Origin of the sequence: Paenibacillus aestuarii (assembly GCF_027789125.1) — a bacterium.
Lineage (GTDB): Bacteria > Bacillota > Bacilli > Paenibacillales > NBRC-103111 > Paenibacillus_E > Paenibacillus_E aestuarii.
This window is the reverse complement of record NZ_JAQFVF010000025.1, coordinates 95,284-115,306: the sequence shown is the minus strand read 5'-3', so window position 1 is coordinate 115,306 and position 20,023 is coordinate 95,284. Positions and strand designations below refer to the sequence as shown.

General features: G+C 44.9%; 16 protein-coding genes. 11 read left to right on the top strand and 5 right to left on the bottom strand.

The genetic code is table 11. From position 1 onward, the window contains the following. Positions 1-54: 54 nt before the first annotated feature. Positions 55-363: a CBO0543 family protein gene (locus O9139_RS33310; RefSeq protein ID WP_377526050.1), complete on the bottom strand. Its 309-nt coding sequence runs from the start codon at positions 361-363 to the stop codon at positions 55-57. A gap of 312 nt (positions 364-675) precedes the next feature. On the opposite strand from O9139_RS33310, the gene O9139_RS11335 reads away from it, so the two are divergent. The 6 genes from O9139_RS11335 to O9139_RS11310 all read left to right on the top strand — a co-directional run bounded on the left by O9139_RS11335 (position 676) and on the right by O9139_RS11310 (position 8,464). After that, positions 676-2,214 carry an FAD-dependent oxidoreductase gene (locus tag O9139_RS11335; protein WP_270879601.1) on the top strand — a complete coding sequence of 513 codons (1,539 nt, stop codon included), beginning with the start codon at positions 676-678 and terminating at the stop codon, positions 2,212-2,214. A 161-nt stretch (positions 2,215-2,375) separates the two neighbouring features. Continuing rightward, positions 2,376-3,533 carry a type III polyketide synthase gene (locus tag O9139_RS11330; RefSeq protein WP_270879581.1) on the top strand — a complete coding sequence of 386 codons (1,158 nt, stop codon included), beginning with the start codon at positions 2,376-2,378 and terminating at the stop codon, positions 3,531-3,533. Further along, positions 3,526-4,257, top strand: coding sequence for an SAM-dependent methyltransferase (locus tag O9139_RS11325; RefSeq protein ID WP_270879580.1), 732 nt, complete (start codon positions 3,526-3,528; stop codon positions 4,255-4,257). Before O9139_RS11330 ends, O9139_RS11325 begins: the two co-directional genes overlap by 8 nt. Before the next feature lie 5 nt (positions 4,258-4,262). After that, positions 4,263-5,411: an NAD(P)/FAD-dependent oxidoreductase gene (locus tag O9139_RS11320; protein ID WP_270879579.1), complete on the top strand. Its 1,149-nt coding sequence runs from the start codon at positions 4,263-4,265 to the stop codon at positions 5,409-5,411. A gap of 33 nt (positions 5,412-5,444) precedes the next feature. Further along, positions 5,445-7,592: an MMPL family transporter gene (locus tag O9139_RS11315; RefSeq protein WP_270879578.1), complete on the top strand. Its 2,148-nt coding sequence runs from the start codon at positions 5,445-5,447 to the stop codon at positions 7,590-7,592. A gap of 176 nt (positions 7,593-7,768) precedes the next feature. Beyond that, positions 7,769-8,464, top strand: a complete 696-nt coding sequence (locus tag O9139_RS11310; RefSeq protein ID WP_270879577.1) for an aspartate/glutamate racemase family protein — start codon at positions 7,769-7,771, stop codon at positions 8,462-8,464. A gap of 139 nt (positions 8,465-8,603) precedes the next feature. On the opposite strand, the gene O9139_RS11305 is transcribed toward O9139_RS11310, so the two are convergent. Next, a complete protein-coding gene (locus O9139_RS11305; RefSeq protein ID WP_270879576.1) occupies positions 8,604-9,158 on the bottom strand; it encodes a DUF420 domain-containing protein in 555 nt (184 codons plus the stop codon). 671 nt (positions 9,159-9,829) lie between these two features. On the opposite strand from O9139_RS11305, the gene O9139_RS11300 reads away from it, so the two are divergent. The 3 genes from O9139_RS11300 (at position 9,830) to O9139_RS11290 (ending at position 11,971) form a co-directional block, all read left to right on the top strand. Next, positions 9,830-10,183 (top strand): phosphatase domain-containing putative toxin, encoded by a 354-nt coding sequence (locus O9139_RS11300; RefSeq protein ID WP_333742595.1) that lies wholly within the window; start codon positions 9,830-9,832, stop codon positions 10,181-10,183. A gap of 74 nt (positions 10,184-10,257) precedes the next feature. Continuing rightward, a complete protein-coding gene (locus O9139_RS11295; protein ID WP_270879575.1) occupies positions 10,258-10,419 on the top strand; it encodes a hypothetical protein in 162 nt (53 codons plus the stop codon). Between the two features lie 397 nt (positions 10,420-10,816). Beyond that, positions 10,817-11,971, top strand: a complete 1,155-nt coding sequence (locus tag O9139_RS11290; RefSeq protein WP_270879574.1) for an acyltransferase domain-containing protein — start codon at positions 10,817-10,819, stop codon at positions 11,969-11,971. A gap of 54 nt (positions 11,972-12,025) precedes the next feature. On the opposite strand, the gene O9139_RS11285 is transcribed toward O9139_RS11290, so the two are convergent. Then, positions 12,026-13,057, bottom strand: coding sequence for a stalk domain-containing protein (locus O9139_RS11285; protein WP_270879573.1), 1,032 nt, complete (start codon positions 13,055-13,057; stop codon positions 12,026-12,028). 322 nt (positions 13,058-13,379) lie between these two features. On the opposite strand from O9139_RS11285, the gene O9139_RS11280 reads away from it, so the two are divergent. Together O9139_RS11280 and O9139_RS11275 are read left to right on the top strand one after the other, a co-directional pair. Next, the gene (locus O9139_RS11280; protein ID WP_270879572.1) at positions 13,380-16,445 is read left to right on the top strand and encodes a CBM96 family carbohydrate-binding protein; all 3,066 of its coding nucleotides are present in this window, start codon (positions 13,380-13,382) and stop codon (positions 16,443-16,445) included. Between the two features lie 275 nt (positions 16,446-16,720). Continuing rightward, complete coding sequence (locus O9139_RS11275) at positions 16,721-18,112, top strand: MATE family efflux transporter (protein WP_270879571.1); 1,392 nt, start codon at positions 16,721-16,723, stop codon at positions 18,110-18,112. A 178-nt stretch (positions 18,113-18,290) separates the two neighbouring features. Here the strand turns inward: O9139_RS11275 and O9139_RS11270 are convergent, their stop codons facing one another. Both O9139_RS11270 and O9139_RS33305 read right to left on the bottom strand, forming a co-directional pair. Beyond that, positions 18,291-19,274: a hypothetical protein gene (locus O9139_RS11270; protein WP_270879570.1), complete on the bottom strand. Its 984-nt coding sequence runs from the start codon at positions 19,272-19,274 to the stop codon at positions 18,291-18,293. A gap of 560 nt (positions 19,275-19,834) precedes the next feature. Then, entirely contained in the window at positions 19,835-20,008 is a 174-nt protein-coding gene (locus tag O9139_RS33305; protein ID WP_377526039.1) for a DUF3973 domain-containing protein, read from the bottom strand. Positions 20,009-20,023 lie beyond the last annotated feature (15 nt).

Sequence of the window (20,023 nt, the reverse complement as noted above, 5' to 3'; positions counted from 1 at the left end):
TTATCCCTCCATATGGGTATGATTGCTTGAAAAACCAACGATTGAACCATACAGTTAAAGGCAACAGCGGAATAAACAGCTTCGATGCTTGATGTACTGAAAATAAAATAACGCATAGATGACTGGAGCCGTGAAATAGTCACCTACAAAGTCGGTTCGAGTGGCGCGCGGAAAAAGCCTTACGGGGCAAGTCTCCCAGTGCAGTTCAACAAAAAATGTGCTGAAAGCCCAAGTCACAACCTGAGCAAAGAGAAAGCAAACAATAGCCTCCCGGAGCGTATGGCGCGTGATATTCTTTACTAACAAGATGAACAATACAGTACAAGTGACGATATTCCATAAGAAATTTATGTTTAGAGGCATGGCTGCTCCAAGAAGGTGACATTTTCCTTAAATTTCCCATCACGATGGGGAAGTATTACATGTCGGTTCCCTGCAACGTTATGCCAGTTACAAGCCTGCCCCTATTGGGGAAAAGCATGCAATTACCGAATATATTTCCTGGGCAAGCGCAAATATTGACTGATTTTTTTTAACTTCGACAAATTTGCCGAAATATCCGTAACTAGTTGATTTCAAACTCGACGTATCCGTTGACTGGTTAAGGTTGTTTTTGAATAAGCCGATAGGTTCATGGATATATTATGCAAAAAAATGGAAGAGAGGAAAGAAATGATGTTTACGGAGCAGCAGCCCCAAAGACTCCCACAATTTCCCGAATCGCTTTGGCTAACATCTTTGAGCAACAGGAGCTATCCTAAGCTCACAAAGAATATCAAAGTTGACATTGCTATTATAGGGGCTGGAATCTCAGGAATAACTACCGCATATCTGCTTTCAAAGCAAGGGTTCAATGTTGCAATTCTAGAAGCTGGTCGTGTGCTTAATGGAACTTCAGGGCATACAACGGCAAAGATTACAGCACAGCATGATTTAATATATGATGAATTTATTTCGCATTTTGGTAAGGAACAAGCAAAACTTTATTACGAATCCAACCACGAGGCGCTGAAGTTTATTAAACAAACGGTGCATGAGCATCAAATACCGTGTGATTTTTCAGAGGAAGATGCTTACATTTATACGAAGTCAGATGATTTCGTGAAAAAAATTGCAGCGGAACATGCAGCCTACGAGGCATTGGGCATTCCCGGTTCCATGATCGAACAGACACCGCTCCCGATTGAAACAAAAGCCGCTGTAGTCATGAAAAATCAAGCGCAATTTAACCCCATAAGCTATTTAGACTATTTATTAAATCAAGCGGTTCAAGAACACGGGGTACAGGTTTATGAGCATACAACAGCCGTGGATATTGAAAAAGGTCATCCAGCCACTGTCTTGACGCAGGACGGTTATCGAATCTCCAGTCAATTTGTGATCTCGTGTTCACATTTTCCATTTTATGACGGCGGCGGTTTTTACTTTGCCAAAATGCATGCGAAAAGAGCCTATATTTTAGCGGTTAAAACGGCCAAAGAGTTTCCGGGAGGCATGTATATAAGTGCGGAAGAGCCTAAAAGATCGCTAAGGTCTACCATGACCGCTGGTGAAAAAATGGTTCTGATCTCAGGCGAGAGCCACAAGACAGGGCAGGGAATCTGTACGTTCAAGCATTATGAGGCTTTACAGCAATTTGGGGATGAACATTTTGGAATTCATGAAATTCGTTACCGATGGTCCGCTCAAGACTTGGAAACACTGGACAAGCTTCCGTACATTGGCCAAACCAAAGATAGTGAACCGAATATCCTTGTAGCAACTGGATATAAAAAATGGGGGATGACAACGGGCACTGCAGCAGCTTTATTACTAGAAAAGCTAGTTCAAGGAAGAGTGAGCCCTTATAAGGAACTCTATCAACCGTCTAGATTTCATGCGGATCCAAGCATTAAAACGTTCGTTGTGCAAAATGCTGATGTGGTGAATCAGTTCATTTCAGGGAAATTGGAAATGACCTTCAAGAAGCCAGAGGATCTGAAGAACGACGAAGGTGCTGTCGTAAGGGTAGTAGGAGAGAGAGCGGGGGCTTACCGGGATCAAGAAGGCCACTTGCACATCGTAGATACAACGTGTACACATATGGGTTGTGAAGTTGAATGGAATCATGGAGAGCGTACTTGGGACTGTCCATGTCATGGTTCAAGATTTTCATACAAAGGGGAAGTACTCGAAGGTCCTGCTAAAGAGCCTTTAAAAGTCATTCAAGGTTAACAATGACACTTCTTGCTGCTATCACAAAACAGCTCTTTTCAGAGCTGTTTTTTTGTGGAACAATTTTACATATCCGTATCATATTCGTAATGAAGTTTGAATAGGCTTGATTAAGCAGGGCATGTCTGATTGTTCAAATGATTGCACAAGGGGATGGGATATTGGAAACGAAACAAGCCGATCAAACAGTCGCAATCCTAGGAATAGGAACAGCTGTGCCGGAATATCGCTTAGATCAAGCGGATACTTCAAATAGACTTGCACAAGCATTAAGAGAGAATCAAGACTCTATGCGTTGGGCGAAACGAATATTTAAACAATGTGGTGTTGAAACCAGATATACCTGTGAGCCAAACCTGCTGGAGCCTGCTGAAGAGTGCCGTTATTTTCCACGGATATCCGATTCAGAGGTTCCTTCAACAGCTGAGCGAATGGAAGTGTATAAACAAGCGTCTGTTCCCTTAGGGCTGAGTGCCGCAATAAGGGCATTATTAGATGGGAATGTGGATGTATCCGAGATTACGCATCTGATCACGGTTAGCTGTACGGGGCAGTTTCTTCCTGGTTTAGATACAGAGCTGGTCCGTTCTTTGGGACTTGCACCCACAGTCAATCGGATTCCACTTCAATTCTTAGGCTGTGCTGCCGGTTTAAAGGCTATTTGTCTCTCCAAACAAATTGTAGCGAGTCAGCCTTCAGCTAAAGTTCTAGTTGTATGCGTGGAGTTATGTACACTTCACATTCAACCTTCTACGGAACGTGAGGCCTTATATGGAGCTTCCTTTTTTGGCGATGGCGCTTCTGCTTGTATTATCGGTAGTACCGGCGCTAAGCAAGGAGGCATATTTCACTTGGGAACTGAGCACTCCATCCTATTGCCGGATTCTGCGGGCGAGATGGTATGGGAGTTGGGCAATTTTGGATTTGATCTCTATCTTTCGCCAAACATCCCTAAACTGATAGGCAAATTGATTCCAGAACAAATTGAACGTTTGATAAATGGGGATCAAAACCCGGAGATCTGGGCGATTCACCCCGGAGGGAAGGGCATTATCGATGCGTTAGAAAGCGAGTTCAGTCTGACAGCGGAACAAACATCGCCTAGTCGTACTGTACTGCGCAATTATGGGAATATGTCCTCAGCTACCATTTTATTTGTCATGAGTGAATTACGGCAGCAGTTAAAGAACCGAAGTGAAAGGCCCATTAACGGCTTAGCCGTAGCATTTGGACCAGGCCTAACTTGCGAGATGATTAAGCTTACCTATATCCCATCTCTCGCTCCAGAAGAAGTGCTTTTAGGTAACCTTCATGTTTAAAAAGTTCAAGCAGCGGGCCATCGAACCGGAGTTCATGGATGACTTCAACACAGGAGGTAAGGAGCTCCGGGAAGCATTACGGCATCTTAGTAGGCTTAACTGGATTTTTGGCGCCTCTGGGCCAACGCTTTATGGCGTTAAGCAATTATGGCGAGAAGCGGGTAAGCCGAAAAGACTATCCATCTTAGATGTTGGAGCCGGCTCAGGGGATGTGAATCAACGCCTGTTAAAGTGGGCGGATAGGCATCAAATCGAAATCACTATTTTCCTGACAGATATTACAGATGAGGCTTGTGAAGAGGCAAGACAGCTCTTTTGTGAAGATCGTCGTGTACAAGTTTTCCGAAGTGATTTGTTTGATCTTTCTGAAGGATGTGCAGACGTGATTACGGGGACACAATTTGTGCATCATTTTAGCGCCAATGAGCTCCCTAAGGTTGTAGATCATATGCTTAAAGCCTCTCGCATAGGGGTTGTCATTAATGACATCCATCGACATTGGATTCCATGGGCTGCGGTTTGGCTTACGACACGAATCATTTCCAAAAACAGGTATATTCGAAACGACGGGCCTCTTTCAGTAGCTAAAGGATTTCGTTCGGAGGACTGGGAGTATCTCAGAAGGTTTATTGGAAATTCCGGCATGTTTTACACTTGGAGACCTTTGTTTCGTTATGCGGTAGTGATGTGGAAAAGCAAGGATGAATTCAATCATCGGAGTTGATTGCGATGAATCAAATCCGGGATGTTGCCATTCTGGGAGCTGGAATTGCTGGCAGCAGCTTGGCGAAAACGTTAGCGGATCGTGGTTGGGATACGGTTTTGATTGATCGAAAGCAATTCCCTCGACATAAAGTTTGCGGTGAATTTCTTTCCCCGGAGTCCCAAAGCATGTTAAAAGAGCTTGGCCTAAGCAATCAAGTGGAGCTGCTGCAGCCCTACTCGATCACTCGGGCACGGTTGCTTTTCAACTTCGGGAATCCTTTGGAAATACCATTGACAGGCGTTGCTTTAGGACTTAGCCGGTATTCATTGGACGCCACGCTCCATCAAGCTGCGTCGAATGCAGGTGTAAACATTTTGACTTCGACTACGGTAACGTCTGTAAATCCCCATGGGAGCGGGTTCACAATTGAGACCAAACAAGGAGAAGAGCGACAATCCTATCGAGCGCGAGCGGTTATTGCTGCCTGGGGTTCGAATGGTCATGCCGGACTTCCCGGCCATCACTCAAATGGTCATGTTAAGCATGCATATGTCGGCATTAAATCGCATTTTGTGGGGATAGATGCGGAACCAGTTGTTGAACTTTATTTTTTCGATGGCGGATATGTAGGTGTTTCCCCTGTTGAAGGTGGCATTGTAAATGTTGCGGCACTCCTTAAAAGAGACAGATTCACGTCCAGTAGTGATAAATCGGTTTTAGGATGGATTGAAGCAGCTCGGCGTAGACATCCTAAGCTGAATCAAAAGCTAGCGAACGCAACTCCAGTCCCCGGCACGCAAGCAGCCGTTGCCCCAGTCGTTTTAAATAGAAAGCCGCTTACATGGGAAATGATCCCTCAAGTTGGCGATGCCGCAGTAATGATACCTCCACTCTGTGGGGATGGGATGTCTATGGCGCTTCGTTCTGCACTTTTGTGCGCACCGCTGGCCAACCGTTTTTTATCTGGGGAAATTTCGTTGCAGGATTGGAGACAACAATATACGCAAGCGGTACGCCGAGAATTCAGCGGTCCCTTTCAATGGGGACAATTGTTTCAGTGGCTTTTTCAAGCGCCGGTTTTACCTAGACTTTTTTTAGGAATAGCACCTCTTGCACCAGGACTGGTTACAAAATTCGTACAAGCAACCAGGTTAAAAGAAAGCGATGTATAGCCGTTATTCCCCGTTGCGTTAAGGAGCCATGTTATGAATTTTCACAAGCTTGCCTATCTTTCCATTCGATATCCCAAAGTGATCATCCTAATTTGGACGTTATTTTTGATCGTTTTCGGCTATTTGGCTCCGAAGTTTCCTGCTACTCTTAAGGATCATGGCTTATATCCGGATGGAGCTTACGCTAGCGTTCAGCAGATCCTTTCTTCTGATTTCCATATTCCCAAAGATCCCGTTATTCTTGTATTTGAAAAAAATAAGCACGTCACGTTAGAACAGTTTCAGCAGTTTATTCAGCAAACGATACTACAACTACAAATAATTGAAGGGATCAGCGAAATCGTATCTCCTTTGCAAAGAAAAGAGATGCTAGCTGGCAATTTTGCATATGCGATGTTTGCTCTGGACAACCATATACAGGATATGAAATCTACTCTGGCTGAAATTCAGAGGAGCTTTCCTATTGCTAAAGCGATCACAGTGAATATAACAGGGAAACCCGTCGTTCAAGTTGATGTCAATCGAGCGAGCCAACATGATTTGAGACAAGCCGAATGGATTGGAGTGACAGCAGCATTTATTATTCTTTGGTTTGCATTTGGAGGTATCGTTTCTGCGATGGTCCCCATTGTCATAGGTCTTGTTGGGGTTACCGGTACGATGGGGATCATGTATGGGATAGGGTCAAAAATAGAATTATCCAACTTTGTCCTCAATGTTATTCCTATGGTGGGACTTGCGCTTAGCATTGATTTTGCCTTAATGATCGTCAGCCGTTTTCGCGAGGAATTAGTTCATAAACCACCAGAACAAGCACTACTTATTACACTATGTACAGCTGGTCGAGCAGTCCTATTTTCTGCGATAAGTGTTTTTTTAGGCCTTATGGGGATACTCTTTATCCCGCTTCCAATGTTTTCGTCAATCGCTTTAGGAGCAATGACGATATTGATCGTGTCTGTTTTGTTAGCGTTAACCTTAGTCCCAGCACTCCTATTTGTGATGAGGCGTGCTATTCGATCAGAAAATAAGTCCTTTGATATATTCACAAAAAGGGGATGGTGGAACTGCGCATCTCAATATGTGATGAGAAGGCCTGCGCGAATGGGTTTATTAGCCACCTGCTTATTGATCTGTTGTCTCCTTCCGTTAAATAAGATGGAATTGGCCATTCCTGATGCCACATCATTGCCACAAGGCTATAACTCACGCCTGGCCTTCGAAACTTACCAAAATCAGTTCGGATCCCCTATGAATGCAGATGTGTATCTCATAGCCCAAGTAAATGCAGATAATATGAACAAAGAAGAATGGTTCAAAGTACATACACTCATCCAAAAACTAGAGAGCGATCCTAACGTACAGAAAGTGGATTCTGTCTTTTCGAGTCTTCACTTATCGCCTGAGCAGCTATACGTCTTATATCAAAATCCTGCAATAAAAGCGAAGTATGTACCGATTCTTCAACAGTTTATTCAAAAAAATCATATGCTCCTACATATTACCCTTAAAGGTACGACAGCTTCGAAACATGTGATGAGCTGGCTCAGAAATTGGGGGAATCAGGGGGAATCATCAGAGATTTCATTTCTGCTGGGAGGTGAAGCGAAATACCAGCAGGAGGTGTTTGACGCGATATTTCAACATATTACGGCTGTACTTCTTTTTATACTTGTATCTAATTACGTGGTGTTGTTTATGGCTTTTCAATCCATATTGATTCCATTAAAAACGATTGTTATGAATCTTCTGAGCTTGGGGGCGTCGTTTGGTATTTTGACATGGACTTTTGAGGGAGGGCATTTTGGAATTGAACCGACGTCCATAGCGATTATGATTCCTGTATTTATTTTCGGACTCGTCTTTGGAATCAGCATGGATTACGGGGTGTTTTTGGTATCCAGAATATTCGAGGTCTATCAAAAGACGCAGGACAATGGATATGCCGTACGAGTAGGGCTGGCTTCAATTCGCAAAATCATTAACGCAGCTGCTGCCATTATGATTGCCGTCACGGTTCCCTTTGCATTCGGAGAAGTAGCAGGAGTAAAACAACTTGGTATTGGGATTGCAGCAGCGGTCTTTATTGATGCTACGATTATCAGGATGATTTTGGTTCCGTCGTTAATGAAAATGCTCGGTAAATGGAATTGGTGGGCACCAGCCATATTAAAACGATGACTAAGGAGCAGATTGCCACGGCATTGAAAATGTTCCTTGTATTTTAAAATGTCCTAAAAAGCCATGACGATGGCTGGGTCACCCTTTTATTTAGGCAAAATGGCTGTATCCTCCAATTATTGTATTCTTAAACTCCTTGTGAGAAAATGAAGTTAACAATAATTGAGGTGTCTAACATGAAAACGATTGGACTTATTGGTGGAATGAGTTGGGAATCCTCTCTTCTCTATTACCAAATCATAAATGAATGTGTCAAAGAAAGACTAGGTGGACACAATTCCGCCAAAAGTCTCATGTATTCAGTAAACTTTCAAGAAATCAAATCTTTGCAGCATCAAGGGAACTGGGGGGAGGCTACAAAGATGATGATTGATTCTGCACAAAAACTGGAAATGGCTGGTGCTGATTTCATAGTTATTTGTACAAATACAATGCATAAGATGGCCCAAGAAGTGGAAGAAGCGGTTTCGATTCCGCTCATTCATATTGCTGACTCAACAGCCGCTGAAATTGTCAAGGATGGAATCAAAAAGGTGGCTTTACTTGGCACTGCATTTACGATGGAACAAGATTTTTACAAGGGTAGACTCACAGACAAATTTGGACTTGAGGTTATTGTGCCTAATGAGGCGGAGCGTTTGGCGGTTCATGACATCATATATCAAGAACTTTGTCTTGGCATTATTAAAGAAGATTCGAAGCAAGCCTATTTACAAATCATAAAAAATCTCAAGCTGCAAGGAGCAGAAGCGGTTATTCTAGGATGTACAGAAATAACGCTGCTCGTCTCGCAGGCTGATTGCAGCATACCTGTGTATGACACGACGAGAATTCATGCTGAAAGTGCGATAGATTTCGCTTTAAGAACTTAATTGAGTTTGTTGATTGGCATCCGATACCAGCTGTGACGCGATCGGTGCTGAACCATAGCATTTATTATAAAAAGACGGCTAGCCGCTTGAATTGGTAGCCGTCTTTTTTAGGTTTTGAAGGAGGTCTGTTCAATTCTCCTTAATAGTACGGTTCCATCATTAGAAACACGACAACCCCGGTTAAGCTGACATATAGCCAGATCGGCATCGTCCAACGGGCAATTTTACGATGTTTATGCAACTGGTTTGTCCATCCCCATACGAGAGTGAACAACGCGAGCGGCACGATGATGGCTGCCAGGATGCTGTGAGAGATCAGAATGAAGAAATAAATCGGCCGGATCATGCCAACACCACCGAATTTCGCCGTCTCCAAAGACATGTAATGAAACGTTAAATAGGAGACAAGGAACAACAGTGTAGAAGAGAAGGCGGCGAGAATGAACCCTTTGTGAAGCTTTACGTTTTTCCGTAGGATCGCGATCAAAGCGGCTAGCAGGAAGATGAAGGTGAAGCTGTTCAACACCCCATTGATTCTTGGGAAGATGCTAAGGTCGAAATCAATCTCTCCCTTGTAGCCAATAGGTGAGAAGAACAAGAGTAAAATAACGACATTCGCTACCAATGAGATGGTGACGATCGCAGCCGTATAATTTTTGTTATTAACTTGGCGTGGAACATGGTGATCACTCATTTAAACAGAATCTCCTTTCCGATAACGAGGTAATGGCTTCATTATAAGCGGTTTTGTCGAACAGTAATCAGACTTTGATGTCAAAATAGCGAATTCTTATTGACGATTTATAAGTCATATGCAAAATGGTCTCATAAATAAGTGAAAATGCAGTCCTGGCAAGCCAATCAACAGTCTTTCGGAAATTCCATTATCTCTAGGTTAAAAGTTCAGGGTGAGTAAAAAATATTTACCGTTGCTTCAAAATATAGCCCAAACCACATAGTCGGAAGTATTTCAATTCAACTTAGGAACATTTATTCCACCGAAGGACACCATTTTTACAAGTATGCCCGGTGGATGTTGGTTTTTAAACGGATACAAACCAAAGCTCCGTTTCGTTAGCCAGCCTGATAGATTTCTCTTAATGGTGAACTGAGCCCCAAATGTTAGACATCGAATCTAACACGAGGGGCGTAGTCATGTTGGCATTTATTTCCAGCATTAATGCGAATTTAATGACTACGTTGTACATAACGAGTGCAGAATTGCGTTAGAAGTGCGAAGGCAGGGTTAATCATAATGCAGCTCGTAAAATATGTATATTTAAGGTAATCTTTAAAGGAAGCTTATTTATTTGCTAAAGGAGTTCAAACATTTATATCTTTCAAGAAGAAAAAAAGGAGAACGAAATGCCAAAAAACTATCAAAACCTCATGGATGATAAGATTTTCTTCGGAGGTGCGGCCGACGTTGCAGACATGGTGAAAAACGAAGGCGTGGAAGTGATTGTAGATCTGCGCAGCGAAGCAACGGAATGCGCGGATCCAAACGCGAAGGTAGAATGGATCAAAGTGCCATTAGGAGACAATGCGGAAGGCCCTCAAGACGAGCTTTTTCAGAAAGCGATTAACTGTGTAGTTGAGGCGTACAAAAGCGGTAAGAAGGTGGGCTTTCACTGCGCCGGTGGCGGAGGTCGAGCCGGAGCGGTTGCTGCCGGGACCTTAATGACCTTAGGAAAAGCTTCAAAACCTAGACGAGGCTGAGGCAATGACAAAAAGGTTACGTCCAAAAGTAAACATCAAGCCTCCGCAACGTGATGCTCTGGAGAAAATCTTTGATGGAAATTAACTCGGCAGAAATTCCAGTCAAGCTAAAGCCGGAAATACGAAATGGGGGGCATTTATTTAAACTCGATCTCGTATCTGACACTTTGGGAGAAGAGATTGATGATGCGTGTGAAATTCCAAAGAAGGCATTTTCAAAAATGATGGTAAAATAGGGCATATCGGATTGTCCGAAGCCGCAGCCGGTACAATTCGCCGCGCGCACGCCGTTCATCCAATTAACTGCCGTACAGAACTCGTCGGATTTCCTATCTGGAAAAAAATGTCGCTGCCGCAGATATGGTTTTAACACAAGAAGAGTTGGCTAAGATTGATCAAGTCGCACCAATTGGCATAGCGGCGGGCGATCGTTATACCAAGGATAATATGTTATATGTGAACATCTGAAATGTTCAACTTCAACAACAGCCCAATCAGACACGTGGCTGTTGTTTTTGTTTGCCTTCATTAACTTATCTGGCATTTTGTATAATGAACAATTTTCAGCCATGTGGTAAACTTACCCATAAATAATCCAATCTAGAGGTGCGTTCAAAAGGGAGGAGTACATGAATGGAACTCTTGTTATTATCGAAAGACTTAACAGAGCATTACTGCCGGAAAATTTTGATGCCTGAAGGTGCAATCGAAATATTAGTGAAAATAGCAAATAAAATAAATAATGATCAAAAACTTTTTGAGGTTTATTCGGAGTTTTATAAGAATTATATCGAAAGCGGATATTGGACGACAGTCTGGGAACCATTGACTGTTCATTCTTACGTGGAAGAAGTTTTCGGTAATGAAGCCACTCTCTTTTACCTGCATGCTGCACTGCAAAGACTGCCTCTTACTGAACGGAAGTATTCCGAAAGGGGACTGAGTGAAGAATTATTTGTAGAAACCCTAAGGGATATCAGTGTTTGGGTACAAAATGCCTATAACTTAGTGGGGTATTATGCCATCAGAAATTTCAGCTGGATCTGGAGGCATCTTGAAGCCAAATTGTTTCGGCTGGGTAGAATGCAATTTATGGAAACGACATTTTCTGGCATCGTAAAAGGCTTTTACAATGCCAAGGAAGATACCTTTTTGCTTTTATGCAGTGAAGGGATGGAGTTGAGAGCAAATGGAGATATGCAAGGAGTATGTAATAAAGAGAAGACAACCGATGGCTTTGTGACAAATTATGAGGAAACGGAAGATTATTTTATTGGAAATCCAATAACTCCCATTGGTAAAGCTTTAAATAAACAAGTCAAGCTTAAAAGGGATGAATGGAAAAAAGTATTGGACAAAGACGATACTTTGCTTGAGATCCACATTCCAAGAGATACAGCTTTTGATATGGAATCTATAAGAGACTCTTATATGCAAGCGAAACAATTTTATGCAACCTATTTTCCAGAGGTCAAGTATAAAGGTATGGTATGCCATACTTGGCTTTTTACTCCCCAACTTCGGGAAATGTTACCGCTTACCAGCAATATCGTAAAGTTCCAAAAGCAGTTCTACCTGTATCCGACTGCGGGTTCAGTAAGCTTTTTATGGAAATTTGTATTTAATGAATTGACCGAGGTAGAGAATGCAAAGCCCGACACCTCTTTAAGGAAAGAAGTGCTTACTTATTTACAAGAAGATAAAGAGATTTTTGATATGAGAGGGATCTTTCTTGATTTATGCGGTGATTTTGGAACAGTATCCTACAGGAATGAAGATGAGAATTAACATATAAAATCATGAAGGCTGCCAGTCAGATGCTGGCAGCCTTACTCAAGTGATTTAAAATAATCGTTTGGCTGTAACAAAACGTTTCTTCCACTTGTCATTAAAGTCTTCGATATGAACGCCTTCCTCTTTGGAATACGTATGAAGTATCTTTCCGTCACCTGCATAAATGCCCACATGTCCAATGTCCAGACCGCGAGCGCTGAAGAATAGCAAATCGCCCTTACGTAGATCGGCAAGTCCGACTTCTTTCCCTACCTGGGCTTGGTCGTAGGAGACGCGCGGGAGCTCGATAGAGAGTGCCTCTTTGAACAAATATCGGACGAAAGAAGAGCAATCAAACGTTTTGGTTTGATCGGAGGAGGCACCAAACTCGTACGGCGTTCCCAAGAATTTGAACCCGAGCGCGAGCAAGTCATTCGCTTTCTTCTCTGTTAGGTCCGAGTTCACATAATCGGTGTATTGCGGGTCAGCGGAGAGAAAGCCGATCGCACCGTCTTTCGTTTGCGCCTCCAGCCAGTTCGGGTTCATCTCTCGAATGACATGAATGTTCTCTTTCTTTGGAATCATCCGAAGCACTTGCGAACCAGTGTTCGGCGCGTCACGCAGGTTAACGCCATATTCTATGGTGGTTTCATAGCTTTTGGCAGATGAGATCGTAATCGATCGGTCGTAATTATGCCATTGCACGAGATTGCCAAGCGTTTCACTGATTAATCGAAGCGGGATCAACGTGTTCCCTGCAATAATTTTGCCGGAGATGGGCATGGCGATCGTTTCATTATTTTTCGTTGCAGTCATTTCCCCGATTTGGTATGTAAATACAGTGTCATCTTTCACAGCCTTTACTGTACGAGTCGCTTCATCCCATGTTACTTTGGCGCCTTCAGCTTCGAATATAGAACGAAGCGGGACAAGGCTGAACCCGTTTTCGATGATGGGCGGGGTTTCAAAGGAAAGCGGACGGCCGTCCAAGAAAACGGCAGGAGGACTGTCCGTATCAGCTTGAGCGACGGCAGCCGGCATGAGTCCGATCATCAGCATCATACAAGCGGCTCCGGTTTGGAGACCTTTTTTTATTCTCATATCATCTGCTCCTAATAAGTTAACTTCGTTTATGTATAGACGCAGCCCAATGCTCGTAAGTTTCAGACTCAAGAAAAGATAGTAAAATACGCCTATCATGCACCGGTTACTTTTTAGCAGATAAATGAATAGTTCTTCGCAAAATCCGCTACATGTGTAGGGGACCTTTATCTATTTTCTCGAAAGGGCTTACATTACGTCCCAGCGTGAGTTAAAATTTGGAATAGAACGGCCAATCCAATTAATGGGAGGAACCGGTAATGATGAGGTGAATGTGAATCCAATTCGTTAATTTGTTAATGAAGAAGGGAGAGTATGCCGCATGAAGAAAGTTTACAAAGCATGGATGAAGGCATGTTTGGTATTTTTCATGGTCATAAGCCTTATCGCCCCATTCAACGTGAGGACGGCTCACGCCAGTGCCCGTTCGGCGGTCACCTTGGATAACCCCATAGACCATACGGTGGTTCAAGCAGGAATGCTGACCCTATCAGGGACTTATACGGATACGTATGACATCCAATTGTACATTAACGGTACCACACAGGTGGCGGCGGTTATGGAGGCGAATCCGGATGACAGCAATTCCGGTACCTGGCATTATGAGCTAGACACAAGTGTATACAATGGTGATGTTCGGATAAACGCGCTAGGGCTGAATATCGATACACGGTACGGTGTTTGGAGCCACACTGTCGTGCTGACTGTCGACAATCCTCAAGCAGGCAGTCCCCTAGTCACAATTTCCAATCCAGGTGACGGTGAGACAGTTCATGGGACCGTCCCAGTGAAGGTTACGATCGATTCGCCAAATCAGGTGAAACAGGTGGACGTTCGCGTGAATCACGGTTCATGGCAGCAAGCCGCACGGACTGGAAACCATTACACCTGGCACTGGAATACGGATGGCCTGAGTGATCAGACCGTTAGCATCGAAGCTAGAACGATCGACGATCAGGGTCATATCGGGCGCAGTTCAACCACCTATACCAAAATTGGCAAAGGCACGGTCGAAGTATTCCATATGGCCGATCAGGATCGGTCGATGTGGATTTGGGAGCCGGAAACGTATCAATTGCTGCTCAATCCGAATGCACGCAGCGTGCTAAACGCGTTCGCTAAGGATACAGCTACTTTCGGCTCCGATCCCGTCAAGACCTTTTATTTGGCGGTCGGTCCCTATAACGGCATGGATATTTTGGAGGAGGATCCTGGCAAGCTTCGCAATTTTATTTCTTGGGCCCATGATCAGGGCTTTGCGGTGCAGGCCTGTATCTCAGGCGGCACCACGCCGCCTTATTTTGGCGCGTATGAAGTATATCACGATCGTGCGGTCGGGGAAGTAGAGGGCATCATCAATTATAACCTAGCCTCAGGCGTGAATGAGAAGTTCGATGGTGTCAACGTTGACATTGAACCTTATATTTCTCCGGACTTTAATAACGAGTATCCATCCTTACAGCTCCAATACCTGGACGGGTTGCAAAAGATGATCGACCGGATCAAGGCTGCTGGCATTAATTTACCTTTCGGGCCAGCGATTCCGAAGTGGTACGATTCCTCGGCATCGGCGCTCAATATTACTTGGAACGGCAGCACCAAGTCGCTGGCCGAGCACGTCTTGGACATCAGCGATTACGTCTCGATCATGGATTACCGGGATACCGCAGACGGCTCTGTTGGCATCATCGCCGGCGCACGGGATGAAATCAGCTATGCGCACTCGATCGGCAAAAATCATGCGGTCGTCATCGGCGTCGAAACGAAGGATATTGCCAACAGCGGTGATCCGGAGACGATCACGTTCCAGGAGGAGGGGCGGGCCAGCATGGAGCGGGAATTAGATAAGGTGTATGCCGCATTCGGCGGCTCCGATGCCTTCGGCGGCATCGCAATGCATCATTATGACGACCTGCTTCACTTGCCGTCCTATTGGGGAGAAGGCGGTACTTTCTGGGAGCCGCCGGCCGATACACAGGCGCCTGACCTGATTGCCGCTGCCCCGACGGTTAAAGCGCTGAATTTCCAGCAGATTCAAGTGAAATTCGGTATGGCATTCGATAACAATTGGGTCGATCGATATGTCGTCTACCGCAGCACGCATAGTGGCTTTACTCCAGGACCGGCAACCGTAACGGGATTGGCCAGAAGTTTGTCGTATACGGATATCGGACTGCTGCCGGATACGACGTATTATTACCGGGTTGCGGCCGTGGATTTACAAGGGAACTTAGGTCCTGCGTCTCCTGAAGCGTCCGCTACGACAGGCAGCACGGCGCTGAAGCCGATGATTTTGCGAGGCTTGAACGTGACGGCGGGCTCCGGCCGTGCTGTGGCAAGCGTGCAGGCGGTCGACCAGGTCACCGGTGCAGCCATTCCGGGTGCTGCCATTGAAGGCCGCTTCCATTATGCAGGCGGCGTGTATAAGGGCGGCACGGCAGATGAGGCCGGCTGGCTGACTCTGACGTCCGAAAGCATACCAGATGGCCAGCAGGTCGGCTTCGAGCCACGTCGCGTGACGGCGACAGGCTATTACTGGGCTCAAGCCTACGACGAGCCGCATATAACGGCGCTGTATCCGAGAACGGGACTTGACGGCTTGACGGTAAGCGCAGGCACATGGGATGCACCGTTTGCAAAGAATCGAACCAATTATACGGTGACGGTTCCTGCGCAGCAGCAATCCATTACGGTGACGCCGACAGCTTCGAATGCGGGTAGTGTGATTGCGGTCAATGGAGTCGAAACGCCAAGCGGAACCCCATCCGCAGCCATCGCGCTGGGCGAAGGGGAGACTCGGATTTCAATGACGGTTACCGGGAAAACGGGCGAAACGGATGTGTATACACTGCAGGTCGTGCGTTCGGCAGTAGTCAATAACGTGTTCCTGCCAAGCGAGGATACTTTCGTGTACGAGAATGTAGCTGAAGCTGTATATGGAAGCGTAGATACGCTGGAAGTCGTGGATCTTCCCAAAGCGGCCGGTGGGGGAGATCGGATGGCGTTCATGAAATTTGATTTGGGCACGTACACGGAGCCGGTGCAAACAGCCAAGCTTCGTTTCTACGTGCCAACGCCTCTGGCCAAGCCGATGAATCTGTGGGTGTATGGCTATGATGGGGATACCTGGAGCGAGGCGAAGATGAACTGGAACAACCGGCTAGGGGCAGGCGCTCAGAATGTCGGATTCGTGCGCGTCGATCAGGCGGGCTGGTATTCCCTAGACGTAACTGGATTCGTTCAGACGCAGATGGCGACCGATCGGAAGGCGACGTTCCGATTCATGGATCCGAACACGACATCGATCTTGGTAACGATAAACAGTCGCGAAAACGCCGTTAATCAGCCTTTGCTACTCATCAATCCGTCTTCGGATGCCGTTGAATAAAATACCGGAGCAGACTGCCGAACCGGCAGCTGTTCCTTTTTTATTGAATCCGGCAATGGACACACTCGTTTTTTAGCCAAATAGTGCATGTCCTAACCAGATTATGCCTTTTCATTCTATGGGATGAATCCTTATACTGTAAGAAATCAAATGGTAGATCTCGCCAGCTTCCACCATAAGCTTTGGGGTCGGGCTACCGCATAGTTGCAGAAGTAATGTGCACATAGTCAATTGTTTTGTTGATAAATGAATTAACTCTAAGATGGAGGCGGGTGTTGTTTTTGAGTTTATTTGTACGAGAGACGTTATTTTACAAAACCTTTTTTACGCTGACCCTAATCATCGGATTACAAAACTTGATTACTTTCGGGGTCAACTTATCCGACAATTTAATGATCGGCGGTTACAGTGAATCGGCGTTGTCCGGTGTCGCGATAGCCAATCAGATTCAGTTTGTGCTGCAAATGCTAGTCATGGGAGTGAGTGAAGGGCTTGTCATTATGGCGTCAAGGTACTGGGGGGCAAATGATATCGGATCGATTAAGAGGATTGCCAGCATAGGAATGCGCCTTTCGATTCTTGTTGGTTTGATTATGTGGGCTATCGTCTTTTTCTTTCCACAAAGCTTACTTTCTTTGTTTACAAATGATCAGAGTGTTATTGCTGAGGGAGCTAAATTCATTAAGATCATCTGCTTCTCCTACATATTTTTTTCCGTTACCAGTATTCTGCTTGCGACATTGCGGAGTGTGGAGACGGTGAAGATCGGCTTTATTTTGTCCTCGACCACGCTCATCATCAATGTTTGCCTGAATTATGTTTTGATCTACGGACATTTTGGTTTTTCAAGTCTAGGCGTGCAGGGTTCTGCCATAGCAACCTTATCTTCAAGAATAATTGAATTGATCATAGTCTGCATCTTCGTGAAGCGATTTGATCGGAAGATCCTGTTGAAGCTGAGAGATTTCTTTACAATTGATATGGAGTTGTTTAAGCATTATGTCAAGTTGGGGTCACCTATTCTAATGTCAAACTTTATCTGGGGGATCGCAATGGCGACACAGACGTCCGTTCTGGGGCATATGGGTGAAGCTGCGATTGCGGCAAACAGCATAGCGACAACTATTTTTCAGATTGTATCCGTCGTTGTTTTTGCCTCTGCAAGTGCTACTACCGTCGTAATCGGCAAAACGATTGGCGAAGGGCATATGGATAAAATCAAAGCTTACGCCAAGACGCTGCAGATGCTCTATCTCATCATTGGATTATGTACAGGCGCTGCTCTGTTCATTGCTAAGGATTATGTCCTGGACTTTTATTCCATTTCCGCTGAAGCAAGGGGCCTTGCCCTGCAGTTCATGACAGTATTATCCATCACCGTGTGTGGGACTGCTTATCAGATGCCTTCTTTAACAGGAATCGTTCGTAGTGGTGGGGATACCAAATTTGTTTTATACAATGATACCATTTTCATGTGGCTGATTGTTTTGCCAGCCTCGGCACTTTGTGCTTTTGTATTCAATCTTTCACCATTGGTTACATTTATTTGTCTGAAATCGGACCAAATCTTGAAATGCTTTGTAGCGATTATAAAAGTAAATCGATTCAAATGGATCCGAGCGTTTGATTCTTATTCGCCAGAAGCGAAAGAAAATGTCGCTTTATGAAAGGGGTATCACTTTCAAGCGACGGCTGCACTTAGGAATAATAAACCACAAAAAACCATTCGTTTTTAACGAATGGTTTTTTGTTACACATCGTACTGGTCCGAGCGTTGGCAAGCAGCGAAAGAGCTTCCGTTAACGAATGCATCTTCCTCGAAGGCTCTTCGATCAGAAGCTTTTATTAAAGTGGTTTATCCGGCTGCACCCACATATCTCCGGCCCAAGTATGAATATGGTACCATTGTTCGTTTTGCGGATCGGTCCATCGTTCAAATGCATCTACGGTTTGAGCCGATAACACCCCGAAGGTTGGGAAAGGCATCGTTGGAAACAGGTAGAGCCTCACGTCCTTCAATAGTTTGAGCCGTTCTTTGATTGGCTCTGCCCCTGCAGGCTGTGCAAATTCCGGCTGAATCCAGAAAGTGTTACCATCTTGAGACCGAACATGGTAAACTCCATTCTGTGTTTTTTCGAAGGCAAATACTTTCTGCGGTGGAATCATCTTGACATCCGAGGGACGCTGCAAACGATTCGATGTATCATAGTCCTCCATGTACAAGGTTTCGGTCGGCAGATCCATCTCCTGATTTAAAATCTCCATATCTATCAGCATATGAGGCTGAGAGACAACCCACATATCCCCTAGCCACGAGGTCTCAATCCGATAGGAGTTGGATAAATACGATACAGGTGATTCGAATACGGCATTCGCGTGAACGGTTTGCGGAGCGAGCACAACTTCTGTCATCGTTGATAAGGATGGTTGCGTATAAAGGGCGGTGTCCCAGAGCAGTGCAATGTTCGTATCGAGCGGCTTGACGACGCCAATTTTGTCATAGTCTAGGTGCATCCAGAGATCACCTGCCCATGTGGTCTTAATTTTGATCCATACCTTTTCACCGCGCTGTTTCATGTACCAGGCTTGCTCTGCATCGACGGTAGTTACATCTTGAGGAGTAAGAGCTGCAAATGGCTTGCGCGAATCGTCAGGCGTGGAATAGAGCGGCGTCTGTTCGAATAAGGTAATGACCGGTGGGACTTTGGGTGGGTCAATTGCTCTGTGCGGTGGCAGCGCAGCATCAGCCTGCATATTACAAATAAAATTGACCAGCATCATGACAAAGACGAGGCAAATAAAAGACTTGATTCGTGTTTTGAAGTTCATATACGGTTTCCACCTCAATTACCTAATGTTGTAAATATAGACTCAATAATTGGGTAAATTGTTGCGGTAGGAGGAGGAATTTTAGAGATAAATATAGATCTCGATAAGGCGTCAATCGGTAATTGGGAGAACGATACGCGGGAGCAGTTCCGTAAGTATCTGATTCCAAAGCTCGGGATGACGGATTTTCCGAGAAAGGGCGGTAAAGTGAAGTATGACTGGCTCGACAACGCACCGGATAGTTCAGCTAAGATAGCATCTGATTGCTTAAATCGCTGGGCGTTAATTATTACTACATGATCGATTGCACTGGCCTCTGCGCGTGAACGGCATTACGGTAGACTCCTCACATGTGCTGAGCACAGAGGAGACGGGGCGTTTTTTCAATGCGATTCCGCTAGGATTCCTGGATAAAGTGCTCGGCATTATTACGCATAAAGCGTCACTCACCCTTCAAGGTAACCAGGTTACTCTCTCCAGGGTGACGCCCGGGCGAATCTGATATTCTGCCCCTTCCTATAGCCGAGTCTTCCTCGAATCGAAATCCGAGGACGGCCAGTCTACGCTGTAGCTAATTGCTTTTCAAAAACATCACAATCGCACTCTCTGTCATTATTACAAACTCCTGCATGATAAAGATTTGAATCAATATAATGAAACCCCGAATTAAAAATGTGCTTTTGTTCTGATTCAGAACGCAAGTGGAGTTCATTACACTGGATGCAATAGTACATTGAATCACCTCATAA